Origin of the sequence: Leptolyngbya sp. NIES-2104 (assembly GCF_001485215.1) — a bacterium.
Classification (GTDB): Bacteria; Cyanobacteriota; Cyanobacteriia; order Leptolyngbyales; family Leptolyngbyaceae; genus Leptolyngbya.
Genome location: NZ_BBWW01000002.1, coordinates 213,587 through 228,484, shown reverse-complemented (window position 1 = coordinate 228,484; position 14,898 = coordinate 213,587). Strand labels below are relative to the sequence as shown.

The 14,898-nt window shown below is 46.8% G+C and carries 9 protein-coding genes; 5 read left to right on the top strand and 4 right to left on the bottom strand.

Features of this window, described 5'->3' with window-relative positions; all coding sequences use genetic code 11:
* The first annotated feature begins 185 nt into the window (after positions 1 to 185).
* Entirely contained in the window at positions 186 to 770 is a 585-nt protein-coding gene (locus tag NIES2104_RS28335; protein WP_202815232.1) for a hypothetical protein, read from the top strand.
* A gap of 236 nt (positions 771 to 1,006) precedes the next feature.
* Here the strand turns inward: NIES2104_RS28335 and NIES2104_RS28330 are convergent, their stop codons facing one another.
* The 4 genes from NIES2104_RS28330 to NIES2104_RS28315 form a co-directional block, all read right to left on the bottom strand.
* Entirely contained in the window at positions 1,007 to 1,435 is a 429-nt protein-coding gene (locus NIES2104_RS28330) for a hypothetical protein (RefSeq protein ID WP_059002275.1), read from the bottom strand.
* Between the two features lie 26 nt (positions 1,436 to 1,461).
* A complete protein-coding gene (locus NIES2104_RS28325; RefSeq protein ID WP_059002274.1) occupies positions 1,462 to 4,683 on the bottom strand; it encodes an ATP-binding protein in 3,222 nt (1,073 codons plus the stop codon).
* Positions 4,684 to 5,147: 464 nt separating this feature from the next.
* A complete protein-coding gene (locus NIES2104_RS32525; RefSeq protein WP_059002273.1) occupies positions 5,148 to 10,427 on the bottom strand; it encodes a hypothetical protein in 5,280 nt (1,759 codons plus the stop codon).
* Between the two features lie 91 nt (positions 10,428 to 10,518).
* On the bottom strand, positions 10,519 to 10,740 hold the full coding sequence (locus NIES2104_RS28315) for a hypothetical protein (RefSeq protein WP_192843673.1): 222 nt from the start codon (positions 10,738 to 10,740) through the stop codon (positions 10,519 to 10,521).
* Positions 10,741 to 11,052: 312 nt separating this feature from the next.
* Between NIES2104_RS28315 and NIES2104_RS28310 the strand changes: the two genes are divergently transcribed.
* The 4 genes from NIES2104_RS28310 to NIES2104_RS28295 all read left to right on the top strand — a co-directional run bounded on the left by NIES2104_RS28310 (position 11,053) and on the right by NIES2104_RS28295 (position 14,888).
* Positions 11,053 to 11,319 (top strand): hypothetical protein, encoded by a 267-nt coding sequence (locus NIES2104_RS28310; protein ID WP_156427131.1) that lies wholly within the window; start codon positions 11,053 to 11,055, stop codon positions 11,317 to 11,319.
* Between the two features lie 127 nt (positions 11,320 to 11,446).
* Positions 11,447 to 11,710, top strand: a complete 264-nt coding sequence (locus NIES2104_RS28305) for a hypothetical protein (RefSeq protein ID WP_059002270.1) — start codon at positions 11,447 to 11,449, stop codon at positions 11,708 to 11,710.
* 193 nt (positions 11,711 to 11,903) lie between these two features.
* Positions 11,904 to 14,351 (top strand): dynamin family protein, encoded by a 2,448-nt coding sequence (locus NIES2104_RS28300; RefSeq protein WP_059002269.1) that lies wholly within the window; start codon positions 11,904 to 11,906, stop codon positions 14,349 to 14,351.
* A gap of 9 nt (positions 14,352 to 14,360) precedes the next feature.
* On the top strand, positions 14,361 to 14,888 hold the full coding sequence (locus NIES2104_RS28295; RefSeq protein WP_059002268.1) for a hypothetical protein: 528 nt from the start codon (positions 14,361 to 14,363) through the stop codon (positions 14,886 to 14,888).
* The last annotated feature ends 10 nt before the right edge of the window (positions 14,889 to 14,898 follow it).

The window sequence follows — 14,898 nt, the reverse complement described above, 5'->3', positions numbered from 1 at the left end:
CATCTAAGTATAATCAACAGGATGGATATATAATGCAGGTTCATTTCCAAGCGAGTCAAATTCTTCTTGAAAGTCTTTATGAGCGCTACAGCGAAAATGCAAAACAATTAATTCCTCTGATTCGCCAAGATAGAACTCTCAGTTCGTTTGATTCTTTCAACAAGCGATTCAAGCTCTCCTGGGGAATGGAGATTGAATTTACCGACTCATTATCAATTACGAAAGAAGATACCCGTGCTTGCTATATCCTGATGCTTAAAATATCTGATTTATGGTTTGCTTTTGAGCATCTGGTAAAGACTGCTGCGGACATTATTCCCAAAGACGAGGATCGAAATAGTAACGTCAATTTCTACAGCAGCAGTACAATGCAAATGCTCGAATTTGATCCAATCACATTAAATTTCAATCAACTGTTGAACAATCAAGTGCTACACCGTTCGGTATGGCGCAGAGAGGTCTATCCTTTTATCCAGTACCTGGTTAGAGACACTCAAGGCGGGACCCAAAGATTAATTGCTGATGCACTTTCACACGTTCAGGAATCAAGAGAACTACAAGCGAAACACATCTTTGCACTAGCTTATGGCATCAGAAACGTTTATGTTCACAAGGGAGTCGCCGCCGCATTAGGCAGCAAGAACTATCAGGTCAAGCGAGCATTCTATCTGGTCATGTACGACGCTCTGATTCTTTATTCATTAGCGCTAGGTAATGCTTACTGCTGCAAAAAATTAGCGTCGTACTCAACCGTGATCACGCAATCGTAATTAAGCGATTCCTCGCGATCTTACAGAATTGATGGGCACACTACATTTAACTCCAGGGGCAATGGCTAGGTGTGCCGCATCATATCACAAGAGGATATGATCTGGGAAAGCAGGCGCATGAGTCAGGATCTAGCTAATCCCCGCCTGACCGGAGCCAGGGAATGCCTCACGTTGTGTACATTCCCGCTTGAACCAATTTATCCTCATCCTGTAAAGCGGCTTATCATTCAACGGAATTAATCTCCCAGCAAAACTCGAATTGCTTTGAGCGCTTGACTTCGTTTACCATTTGATACCTTTGCAAACCAGTAGTGCGACTCTTCATTGCTCATCGATCGCACTCCTGCCGCAATATTCGCAATCCGTTCTGGCTTCGACAACGGCTGCAACGTCTGAAACAGTAAAGCCAAATTCACACCCGATTCCTCGTCGAGTACATACGGCGTTTGTCGATCGCACTTCAACGTTTTCGGATCATACTGATTCGCCTTGAGACAGTCATACACTGCCTGTCTTGCCTGAATCAATGCTTGCCCCTTCAATCGACCGATGCGTTTCGAGGGCGATCGCTTCTTCTCACCCGCCTTTTTGTACGCACACTGATACAACTCCAGCGCGAAGTTGTTGTTATCAGTCGGGACGACTTTGAGTTGAAATTCCTGCATCTCAAGCTCCTGAGCGATCAGCTTTGTCAGTATATTACCTTGACCGTTAAATTGAGTCGATTCACTGGATTTCTCCCAAGCGCCTGCTCGATCGCTTTCATTTCCACGCCTTCCGGTTGAACTGGAGTGGTGAACTCGATCGTAATTTTCAGCGACACATCGGCTCGCACTTCTGGTGTACTCAATAGAGTATTGGTCGGACTCGCATAGCTTTGAAAGCCTTTGATATTGCCCTGATACTCTAATCGCACAAACTGGTCGCCACCCTGAATTGTGACGAATTGATCGACTCGGATCGGATACCGCATCAATAACGGTAGAGCAGTGGTGAATTTACGATAATCCATCACCTCGCACACGCTCAGTTCTAGTCGCTCGATCGCGCTAATTTTGTCATCGTGAACGCGATCGCGTAAATCATTAAACACGCTGTTCAAACTGCCCACGAGATCAAACAACTCTAGCTTGATGCCAAAGAGATCCGCTGCACCATCATCGCGGGCAGAAGGAGATCCGCCTGGGAGGGTCGAATACGACTGCACTCGCGCCTTCGATTCTGCGGCGGCTGTATCGCCTTCACCGTAGTCTGCCACAATCCGAAACACGGTCGTTTGGGTAATATTTCCTTCGTATTCATCCGAAGGCAAGAAGTTTCCTCCAATTAGGACACCTTCTTGAAACAGTCTGACTGAAAGTGCGCCCGTCGCTTTCCATCGCACTCGCACGGGTTTACTCGGCTGAGTACTAGGCATGACCTGCGCGTTGATTTCGATTTCGCGGGGCTTCGGAGGAACTAGAATGCCACGTCGATACAGCACCATTCGATCTGAGAATTCGATGATGTCCGGCGGAACGAGCGGAGCTGCATCCGTTTTGATATAGACGCGCTCGCCACTTTTCAAATCCCACTGTCCTGAGGTCAAACCTTGCACGATCGTTGTTCTGAGTTTAGAAGTCTCCGCATCTGAGAAGAGGTTCAGCCCCAAATCTTTGGCAAATGCTTCTTTCAATCCCTTAGTACTGATTGAATCCAGTCCGGTTGCCCAAACCTTTTGCAAAACAAAACCCACCGCATAGGGCTGGGCATCATCAGCCCGAATCTTCTGGCAATCCTTCAGCGCTTTGAGAATCACTTCTTGCTGATTGTTCTTGCCTTTGACATCGCTGGCATCCTGCGCTGGAAGCGGATAGTGCATCAATCCTTTGGGTGCTTTGATCGGATCATTTGCGGGATAGAACAAGTGCCGATAGGCATTCGTCAGCGCAACTCGCACATTCAAATCTAATGCGCCCTCTTTTTCTTTCAGTTGCTTTTGTTGGCTTTCGGACAAATCTTCTAAGCGATTTTGAGACTTCAGAATATTGCGAATCGCTCTGAGTTCTCGTGCCACCTCGATCGCTCGTTCGAGTTCCTGCTGATTTGCCAGCAAAAACAACAGTCGATTGCGAAAGAGGCGAAACTTCCCGGAATCCCCGGTGTTGCTGAAAATCTGTTCGACAAGCTGAGGAGCAGGATCGCTCGATGATTGCACCATCGCTTCGTTAAAGTCAATCACACACAGCGCGATCGTCTCTGCCACATCATCGACATCGCTCGGACTTTCCGGCGAAGCGACCAGCGTAAAGTAGCGATTAGCAAAGATCGTGTCCCGCCGCGATCGCAAATCGTCTTTCGCTTCACTGCGTCCGACTTGTGCTTTCTCTTCCGCAATGATTTTGTTAATTGATGGCTCTTCTTTGAAGCGAGCGATCGAAGTGATTGGATCATTGTCCAAATACCAAGCCACTGCGCTCAGTCGATCCAGCGCGGTTTCGACAAACCCAGCTTCAATACTTGGAATCAGCAGCGATAAATTCAGTTCTGTGCGCCGAATGCCTGCGACGACTCCTTGATTGATCGAATGCAAAAAGATCGTGCGCCCGATCCAGGTCGAAAACGGGGGCTTTCCGGCAGCGATCCAATCTTGGTCTTGCAGTTGCGCGTGTGCCTCTCGACCACTGGAGTTATAAATATCTGCCTGAATCGGCAATCGCATCAACGGGCGTTCGAGTCGCGAGGTTAGCTCGTTGGTCATTTCTTCATCAACGCCGATCGGTAAATGATGCGCGTGAATCATCGGCATCCAGTGCGTTGAATCGCGCCAGAGGTAGCGAGTAGCGATCGCAAACAGTCTCAAGGCTCCACGGGTGCGATTGAAGTTTGGGATCGAGGCGATCTTTTTGGTTAGCAGGTTGAAGAGTTCTGGATGAATCGGATAGCTCGACTCGATCGTGTTTGCATACGTGGCATCCTGGCAGCCATCGGGCAGATTGATGCGGCTCGATCGGTAAGCGTTGAGATATTCTTGAGCCGCTTTCTTAGCAGCTTTCTCATCGACCCGACTAAACAACCGCTGCTTGACAATGTTGTAGATTTCGACATCAGTACTCGGACTAAGGATGCGTTCTTGTCGCGCTGAGGCTCTGACCGTTTCTTGAAGTTCTGCTGTCTCGTCGGCAAACGTATCCGAAAACGATGCCAATGAGTAGACGAAGACCAGGTTACTACAAGAGCCTGCTAGATCCATCAGCGCAAATAGAAAAGCAACCACCTGTTTAGAAAGATCACTATTGCCAACGATCGTCGCTTTCGATTTCCGCAAATATTGAGCAATCTCGTCGAGGACGATCAGCGTCGGACGATCTTGAATCAATTGCTGTAAAACTCCTGTACCTGGACTTACTTTCTTCTCGTCTGATCCGCGTAGCAGACTGTAGCCTTGAATACCGCCGATGCGATAAGCGATTTCGCCCCAGAGAGTATAGGTCGTGATGCCAGTTTCAGCATGAAAGTCGCCGTTGGTGGGATCGAGATCTTGACAGGCGATCGCGGCAACCTGAACCGGAGTCGCGGGAATTTGTTCAAGTCGTTCGCTGAAACGGTTAAGTCCTTGAATATTGCGACCATTTCGAGCGATATGCCAAAGTGCAATTTCGTCATGAGTTTTCCCACCCCCGAAGCTGGTTTCGAGCCGAATCACGGGAGAGCCAACCGCTGTTCCTGCCAAGCGACCAAATACTTCTGTAATCAGCGTCTTCAGTCCTTCCGTCGGAAAGGTGTTGGCGAAAAACGATTCTGGGTCTTGATAGACTCTGGGTGCGTTGCCATCGACGACTAATTTCAGCTTGGCAGCAAACAAATCGAGCGACAGTTCGCCGGAGAGAATTTCGTCTCTAGGGGTACAAGTTTCAAAAATTGATGGCAGCACAGTCAGTATCTCCAAGGCAAGATTCGCTCAAGTCGCTTTTATTGTGGCACTTCTAGTCAAAATTGCCACAGTAGTGGCTCAGTATGTCTAGAGATTAAGCAGCAAAATTAGGGAAGAGAGCGATCGCAAAAATTTCAAAGAGCTTCTCATAAACTTCACCTCGATTGCGTCAGAAATGGTTGTCCTCCTATCCAGTCAAAAACTGCTTGAACATTAACATTACATAGGGGAAGCTTATATAACTTAAAAATCCTTCAGACAAAACTCCTGCACGCTCAATTGACAAACCTTCTAAGGCAATAGAATGACCAATATTAAAAGGCGTTGTAACAGATGTATTAGGAAGGAGTTTCGCAGGGATTGCCACTCCAACTAGAACAAAAGTGATACGTTGATGATCAAGATTAGTGACAGAATTGTGAAGCGATTGCTGTAGTGAGTCGCCTTTGAATAGATCTGCTCGATCAGGGCGATCGCGAGACTCCTACGGCACGATTGATTGACGTTTGATGATGTTGCAGGTACTGAATTGCCTTTTGCATTCGTTGATAATCCTCGGAGGACAGAACTACGGCTGGATTGCGGAACTCATTGCGTGATGGGTCTACGATTTGCCCTCTCGCATTGCGGATCGTCGCTTGGGGAGATTGGTTGATTTGCAGCCCCTCGGTCTTCTGTCGCAGTCGAATCGCCTCAACATATGCCATTCCTGCATAGTCTTGTTGAAGTTTTTGCGGATCATTGGTGTGAGTTGTAGCACGCATCTGATAAGCCTGATACCACTGAAAAAGATCTCCTCGACTGGGGCAATAACTTGTACGATTTTTTACTAAAGTATCAGTACCTTGAGCTAATTCTGCTGCGATCGGAGTTGCAATGTTAGCAGGTGAAGTTGCTTTAAGATAACCACTCGATGCGCTGATCGAATTCCACTCTAAGTGATAACCCTGCAATCGTAAATACTGCTGCACGAGTTGATCGGTTCCTGCTGCATTGCCAATGACGAACTGAGCCTGAGCCGCGATCGCTTGATCCAACAGTGGCTGATAGTGCGTCTGAAAGATTTGTTGAATCGATACGTCAGAAACTCCGCGCCAAGGACCGCTTCCACTCACCATGATGATATCCGTTGGAGCATAACAGCCCGTGTTGGCACGACCGCCCCAAGCAAGCTCATAGTTTCGAGTACTGGAGGGCGTATGACTTGGAGCGGCGGATTTTCCGATGAATTGAGTTGCAACTTCTGCCATCGCAATATCTTTCTGCATCTGTCGAGCCGTTGCAGCATTGAGCGCAGGTAAATCTGCTAATGGATTCGATCGAGGTAACTTAACTGAATCCTCTGTTGTTCGATTAGACGCAGTTTGAATGACTTCGATAAAAGACTGAGGTAGTCTCACGTTTTCGGGGATTGGCTTTGCGATCCACAGTGCAGCAATCTCGCTATCCCGATAGCCGCCAAGTCCACAGCCGATTCGGGTGACTAGAAATTCTTGATTTGGATGCGATCGCGCATAGTTAATCAACTGATTGATTTGAGCTTCGATTTCAGGAAGTGGAATTGACCGCGCTCCTAAATTGAGATCTTTAGTGACGATCGCATAAGCCTGTCCTTGAATACCTTGAGGGTTGCCATACTCTGCTCCAAACTGTCCTGCTAACTTCGCGGCTCCTGCTCCATGAATCCCTTGTCGATTTGAGCCAAACACAAACACTTGATGCGGCTCAAGCGATCCGATTCGATCGGGTGACGATCGTAAACTGGATTGAGTAGATTGAGTTTCAATCGCTTGAAAATTGATGCCAGTGGATGGAACAGTCAGAGTTTGAATTGCTGTAATCCTTGCCCAAAGTGATTGTCCGGGTTGTCCAGTGATCGCAACAATGTCTCCAACGTTAGCTCTAATTTGTCCATGATTTCTTAGGGTACTGGTGAGGCATCCTGCTGCGATCGCATCGAACGTATTATCGAATGAGCTTTGAGGCGATAAGCTATTGGCAACGCCCGTGATGCGCGTCATCATTGCACCATCAAAGTACATCGGTAGACGTTGAGTGATGGGAGCATTCGGGCGATCGATGCGCTCGTACTGAATGTAATCATAGCTTCGATTAGGCTTCAGATATCGGCTCAGTGCTTCTGCTGACCAAACATATTCGGTCTTGAGAATTTGAGCATACAACTGCTCTGAAGTATTCTTGGATTGCATCATTGTTGGCTCAGTCTGTTTTTGAAGCGGGTTTGCGTTGGGTAGCTGCAAGCTTTCGGGAACGAGATGAACAGTGGCAAGTCGAGCAATGTCTGAGGTAAGCGTTACCGCGATCGTCGTTTCTCGCTTTAAGACAGGCGATACTTGCCGAAACGCAGCTTCTACAGCCTGTCTATCTTTTGCGGTGCTAACAATGCCTAAATCTTGTAGTTGTCCAGCCGAGTCCCTCATCGTTAGAACAAGATCAGACCATTTGCTCCCTTCGCGTTCTCGTCGTTTCATACCGAGTTCAACTGCTTCATCCTTCCAAAGCTGATTTGTAAAGTAATGTGCTTGAACTTGATTGATTTTAATCGGTGTCCCATTCGGCAAAATTGCTTTGACGATCGCCGGAACTTCTGGCACGATTCGTGCTTCACCCTGAGTTCCAATCGGCGGTTGATAACTATCGGTTGAGAAAGGAGCCAGCGTTTTTCCTTCAACTTGGAGTACGGTTCGCCCTGCGATCGGGCTTTCTGAATTGGCTTCGACAGCAACTGCGATCGCGCATGGTTCGCTTGAGAATGCTCGTCCTCGATGCAAATTAGTTGAATGTTGCAGTCCAACAACGATCATGGTTTGAAGGTGCAATGACTGGATCTGCTGACATAGCTCTGGATGAAAAGCTTGAATCACTAAATGCTGTCCACCCTGATGCCAAAGTGCGGTTGCCATTGAAGTGCGTTCAGCAGGAACTAATAATTCAGCTTGTTGAGCAATTTTCTGCACTGCTGCGGTAATTTCTGCCTTAGCTTGCGCGATCGTCATGTGAGGTTCAAAAACAAATTGCTCAATCCGATCGGGTGAAATAGTTAATGTTTTTTCGATGTTTGCCTGTTGTAACCAAGCTTGATTTGCTTGAACTGATTCTGCGCTAATCAAGCCAACGGATTTTGATGAGTCGAGGAAGAGCGCATAAGGGAACTGTGTTTTTGTTTGCCAGTCTGGATTGAGTCCGACTCGAACTTCTAAAAACGTATTTTGTCGAGCCGCTTGCCAAATGGGAGAAATTCCTTGAGGATCACAGGCTGTAAGATTGATGACTCTAAGCTGGCGACCGCTGATCGATTGAATCAAAAGACTGGGACCGACTTCGGTTTTTGCTCGTTCTTGTGCGATCGCAGCTCGTTGAATGACAGTATTGTAGTCATCGATCCACGATCTAGCTGTTTTCGCCTGAATTTCACTAAATCCGCCTTGCTCGCGATTTGGAAATAAAGGCAAGAAGCTATCGCGGTTTCGAGGTGTCAACATCACTTCCTGGTAATGCTGATTCACCTGCTTTGCAATTTGTGCTGCCGGATCGACGGTGCTAGTAGGAAGGACATGGGCTGACTCGACTGCTTCTTTCGGCTTTAGCGGCTGGTATAGATCCGTATCCTTGCGATGGTTCAGCAACAAGTTCTGTTTGTACTTTCCCAGCGCGGCTGCAAAACTCTGGAGATGCCAAGCCACCTCTCTTGCACTTTTTGGTGAATCTACAGCCCGCTGCAAATTCATTGCAATGATTCCTTTAACGTCCCGTAACAGAGTTTGAACTTCTTGAAGAACTAATCCAGCCGCTTCTATTCGAGTCTGTTCTGGAAGCTGAAAGATTTGACCACCCTCATTCACAATCTGCCGGATGCGATCGTGAAACTGTAAATCTCCGCTTGATAGCACTGCGGCATAATCTTCATGCTGAGGAATTTCTGTGCGTTCTAAAACTTTGGCATAGTGCGAACAAATCTGCTGAAGGTAAGCAGGACGCTGCTCTGGAGTGAGATAAGCAATGTCCCAATATAGCGAATCAATTTTCATGCTCAAGTTCGCAACAATGCCTGTCGGATTGTTCGCTGCATGAACGGCGCATTCTTCGATCGTCCCTTGCCGCTCGATCTTCGGTTCTTTATTCACTGAAATCGGACGGACTTCGGGTCGATTTTTATCCAATACTTCTGCCACAAAAACGGGTGATTCAGTTGGAGTAAAAATCGTTGGGTCTTGAACAGCAGTAAGAAATAATGATTGTGCTGCTTCATAAGCACTTCGAGGATCAGAAAATTCTCTCAGTTGTTCTTGTAAGCTGTAAACAGTCGCTCCAGGCGAAACTGCTACATAACCCAAAACGATCGCGTTTCGATCGCCATCAAAATCTGTGATCAAAACATTCGCCGCTGACCAAGAATTGAGATAGATCACACCTTGCTGTCGAAAGGCTTCTGAGTCGGTTTCTCTGAGTTGCTCTGTGTTATTGATGAATGTGCCGATTCCAGCAATATTTCCCAATGGAGAGCGATACAGCGAAACTAACGCGCCATGCGGTAGTTCTCGAAAGCAACATTCCCAAGGATTGAGATTAGCGTGAGGTTGAGCGATCGCAGAAGGAGAATAAACGCCTACAGTTACCGCATCCATCCACTCATGATGCAGAACTTTTGCGATCGCATCTAAAACTTTGGGATGTCCTTGCATTTGCTGAAAGGGGTCAGCTTTGAGAATTTCGTAGATCGGATCAATGTAAGTTTCTTCTACAGTGTCCTCTGAGTCTTCTATCTCATCTAAGACATTGCGCTTTCGTTCTGCGACGCTCAGATAATAATCGATCGCTGCTTGTGAGGTCGCTTGAACTTGAGCAGTTGTGATCGCTTTTTCTACCAGCTCCGGCAACACTTCCTGCTGCGTCGCTTCGGGGGTTACTAAAGCAGGCTGTAGTCCCCGTTTTTGTTGGCTGGTTGCAGCATAGGTTTTATTCGCGAAAAAGAAGTTAGAAACAGTGTGTACGCCCAGAAGTAGCGGTTTCTCTCCGTTCAGTTGTTGGGTTGCTTTGAATGATGAAAGAGACAAAATCGCAGCGACTTGTAAGCGATCGCACCACCCACTCACTCGACAGGTTCCTTTAATCACGCCTGGAATTTCTGGTGATCCTGCTCGAAACTGAAATGGAGAATGGTCTGGATCTTTGACCTGTTTTTGATGAGATGAATAAGCAACAGCATGAGCCAGATTAGAAGACACCAAGCTATAGCAATCTCCTAATTTTTGGTGAACCTCTCGTAAATCTGCTTCACTAAAGTTGGTTCCCAATGCTTGGCGGATTTTGGAAAGTTGAGCGATTGCTGCTTCGAGCGATGCTGTATCATCTAGAACCAGAATTCTACCTTGCGATCGTACTGTAGACGCATTGGCATGAGAGAGAAGTAGGCTACCGTATGCGATCGCATCGCTCGATCGAGCCACTTGACGCTGAACTAAAGCAGCGGTCTGGGCATCGGTAAAATATCCCCACTTTCCATTTGCCAAAATTAGTTGCAGTTCTAAATCTCGAAAAGCACGCAGATCATCTGCGGTTACGCCTTCATAAATTTGCGCGGTGACATAACGAGCTTCCCAATTTCCCATTCGTTGCTGCTCCACTTCAATCAAATGCTCTAATAGCGTATGATTGACTTCCTTTGCTGCGATTTCAAGCGGACGGAGCAATTTAGCATCGTATTGAACAAAGCTCAGAACCATTGCAACCTCACGGGAGGAAACAGAGCAATATGGAAAGTCGCGATCGACTTTCTCTCACCATTGATAAGCGAAACGACAATTTCTTAATCAGTTAAAAGTCGTCAGCGGCAATTAGCTTCATTTTTCCAGACGCAATCCGTTCATTCATCTCGATGGCGTAGGCTTCAAAGACTGCCCGTGACTCGTCTGAGATGATCGGTTCATCAATGGGGAGATCATCGATTTGAAGTTCTCCACTCGCCAGCAAATCATCAATGCTGTCACTAAATGACAATTGATCGACAACTTCATCGCGGCTAACAGAAGATGACAAACCTGAGAAGTCTCGTTTGGAATTGTTTGAAGAGCTATGAGACATCGTAAAACCCCAAGTAGAAGAAAAAAGCGAAGCTCGACGATTTTAGCGATCGTACTCCATTTTTGTTGTTTATGTTAGAGAAGCAACTAAGATGCGATCGTACTGCCCATAAATTTAATATTTCTAAATCTACTTGCAAAAAGCAAACTAGCTCAGATTGAGGTTTACCACTCAGCGATGTCTTTGAGGAGAACGCGGTAGCCCGTAGAAAGTGCTGAGTTCTTTGGAAAAATGCTTGGAATCTATTTGCCACTTCCTCAATCTGAGATGAACCGTTCGCGAGTCGAGTTTGTAGAACGTCTCGCTTTTCGGTATGAGCCTGATCTAGCGCTGTTTCAGGCTCGGATTGCGCCATTATCACCGTTTGAAGTGAAGCGTATGGGTCTACGGTTTGAGACTGTATGTGCGTTGCTTAGAATTAGAGAAAGCGAAATTGAAGTCTACACGAACGATCGTGAAGCTCCAGTTCGATTTGTCATTCAAGAAGCGCCAGACCAGCGCGACCAGCTTCAGTGGACGATTTTCCCAGCGTAGTCAATCGGCAGGTTTGCTCCTACGAGTAGACCTGAAATTTTTCCAAAGTTTGAAAATTTTAATCAATCAGTCCTGCAAATTTTCCAGAGTTTGGAAAATTTGCAGGACTGTTTTAGAAAGAGGAAGTATGTTGTCTTTCGTCCAATTCGCCTTTCTTGTTGTAGGGATTGTATTTGTTGCTCTACTTGCATTTGCTTTGCTAACCATCTACGAGCAGTTCGGTATTTGCTCATCAATTAGTGACAAGGCGATCGCACTGCTCAGCTCAGCGATCGGTGTCATTGTTGGTGCAGAAATTCTCGGTGGGCGTTCAATTCCACCGCTGTTACTAATGGCATTTCTCGGTGGAGGATTGATTCAAATTTGGTGCAGTTGTGATCGCTCTCGTTGAATATAACCCCACTTCAGGCTCATGGTAGCCATGACCAGATGTGCTATGTGATGACTTGAGCGGTCTACTTGAGTAGAGAAGTTTTCTTTACAGAATGGGCATACTAAAGCAGAGAATTTACCGTCCTTGTCTTCGCTGATCGGGCACAGGTGAGGGCGGTAAATGAAGTTCCTCTGCACTTGCGAGACGTAATATGTCAATTGATGTTGATGCACTTCTACAAAATACTCGAACTCATCTGAGTCAACTTGGGACTGAACTTGAGAATTTGGTTCAAGCCCATTCCGAGGTCTTTGAAGATGCTAATCTTCAGGCAAAGTTGGCAGCGTTCCGAGCAGCGCAGCAGGATGCGATCGCTCGGCTGCAAGTCCCCACGTTTTATATCGCAATGATTGGAACCACTTCGTCGGGGAAATCGACGATCGTAAATGCCCTGGTTGGGCGGCGGATTGCCCCGATTGAAGCGGGAGAAATGAGTGGAGGGGTGTTGACATTAACACAAGCAGCCGAACCGAAACTGGTTGTGCAGGAAACTAAGGGAGCGATCTGGGAAACTGGAACTTGGACTGATTTGAGTGATGAACAGATCTACGATCGCGTTCGTAATCAGGTTATGTTGCCGTATCATCAAGCTCGAAAAACACAAGATTTAATTGCGCCGCAGGTCACTGTTCATACAGCACTGCTTCCAGCCTCGGATCAGTCATTACTTCAGCTCCCAACAGGCGTGAATTTGGAGATAATTGACCTACCTGGCTTAAAGTCAGTCCAAGATGCTGCCAATCTTGCCGTAATCCAATCTCGCGTCAATAAGGCGTTTAGTTTGGTTGCCCTCGACTATATGCAGGTCGATGATGAGCAGCGTAAGCGCCTACTCGAAGAACTAAAGCGAGTGGTCAAACACCTTCAGGGGCGCACCGACTCGATGATCTTTGTCCTAAATCGAGTAGACCAACAGGGAGCCGATGATCTCCCAATGAACGAGCGGATTGATCTGCTACGCTCAGAAATTCAGCAAGTCCTTGAACTCAAAGACCTGCCTGAGGTCTTACCATTTAGCGCCCGTATTCTGTACTACGCTCAATGTGCCTGGGGAACAGAGCCATTAGACGCTGAATCAAGGGTCGCGCCCGAAACTCGACTAAAGCTGCTTAACGCGCTGTTTCAAGACTGTGCAGGCATGATTGGTCAGTACACTAGAAGCGATCGCAATTTACGCAATTGGTTTCGAGATGTGGAGGATCAAGTTGCGGATGGAGCAACGATTGACGATGATACGATGCGTCAAATTCTACACTACGCCCGTTTGTGGAGCGGTGGACAGGAATTGTGGGAGCGTCTTCGACTGCGGGTGCAACACTCATTTCCTGAACTGGTTTTGCTGCCCAGCTTAGTTGAAGTGTTCGATAACTTTGATGCACTGGCAACGGCTTTGAATTCGCTATCTGAAATCCGAAGAATTCAGTGCAAAGATGAGGTTGAACAACAGCAGCAGAAATTGAGCGATAGTCGAAAACGTCTGCAAAGTGAGATCAAAGCTGTGCATAAACGCTTTCAAGCTTTGACAGAGCAGATAATCGACTATCTCAAAAAAGATGACCCGGACTCTCGCAGCCAACTAAGCGAAATCTGCCGTGAAGAGAAATTAGATGGATTTCAATTGCTGTTTGAAGCGATCGACACCGTAGAGAAAGATTTGACTTCGGTACTGCTTAAACCCGTACAAACTGCTTTTCAGACTAACCAAGGAAGCTATGAATTAGAAGAAAAACTGAGAGACGTAGTAGGCTCAATTCACGCGCACGAAGTTGCCAGAGCTTATGATCTCGTCAGTCGTAAACTGGGTAATTTTACCCGCGAATCAGACTATTACATTAAGCGCGTTCATGAGACAGATACTAAGGCAGTGCGAGATTTGGAGCAGGACGAACGGGCAATGCGTAAGCTCTATCAAACCGTTCGAGATGCGGCATCTGCTCGTGCTGAATACATGATTCAAGCCCAAGCTCAAAAGTTAGACAAAGCATTGCGATCGGTCATTGAAGCCCAAGGTAATCGCTTGTGCGAAGTCTGTCGTCGAGAATTGCCGGCTTTTGGTTTAGATGACGCGATCGCAGCTACTTATCACAAAGCGGTCGCGCAAAACCTACCCAAGCTGTCCGAACAGTTTTTCGAGTTTCTTCCAAAAATTAATCAGCGAGACACATCTCAACGTGAGGTTGTCGATCGTAGGGCAGTAACCACAACATACACCGAGGGGAGTTGTTTTAACCGAAGAGAACGAACCAGAACTGAATATCAAAATGTCATGGGTGATGTTAAGTACAAAGAACTACTATTACCCCACGAGAAAACAATGGCGCGTCAATGGGGAGAAGGCGTTGCGAAGAAAAAATCAATGCTTTGGGATATTTTACGGAAATGGTTTGTTCGCCATCTGGATGATGCAAAAGGTAACTTTGGCACCGCTGCAAACGACGTTCTCGATTTAGCTGAACGCGCTCTGGCGGAGCAACTTGCCATCATCGAGCAAACCTTAGAAGCTGAACTGAAAAAATGGGATGAAATTAATGCCAGTATTGCTTCAACCGCTGCTATTCGTAAAACCTTAGAGGTTCAAACTCGCTCTTCACATCAATGAGATCTATCAATGAATCCCATTCTTCTTATAGAAGCCCTTCTCAAGCTACTTCAGAACTTTCTCCCTTGCGAAAGGCAATCTCCGTTTGAGGAGAACTCACATGGGAGTGCGATCGCTCCGCCCAGGAAAGCCGCTCCTATCGTATCCGATTCCTGGTTTCTAGTGCTAGTGGTGAACGTTCGTCACCAAGAGCTTTTAGAAGAGATAAGGGAGCAGCGAACGATTCTGCCGGAACACTGGGACGCGCTCTACCATGCGACTCAGTTCTTATGGATAGGAAATCTAGCTGAATTCAAGCAATCTTCGTTAAATGAAAGAAAAATTGAAGAATTTGCAAACTCGCAGTTTCATTCCTCCGAATATGACGTGCATTTTGTCAGCATTGAACTAAACCAAGCTGAATCCGGATTTGAAGCAGGCGTGAGTCAAATCGATCGACTCGATGCGTTTGAGAGACTTCCAGAAATTTCAAAGCGAGTTTCTGTGTCTCCCAGGCTGCCCAGCCGTGCCTATCGTCAAACTGGAGTGTACAAGTAATCGCTAATTT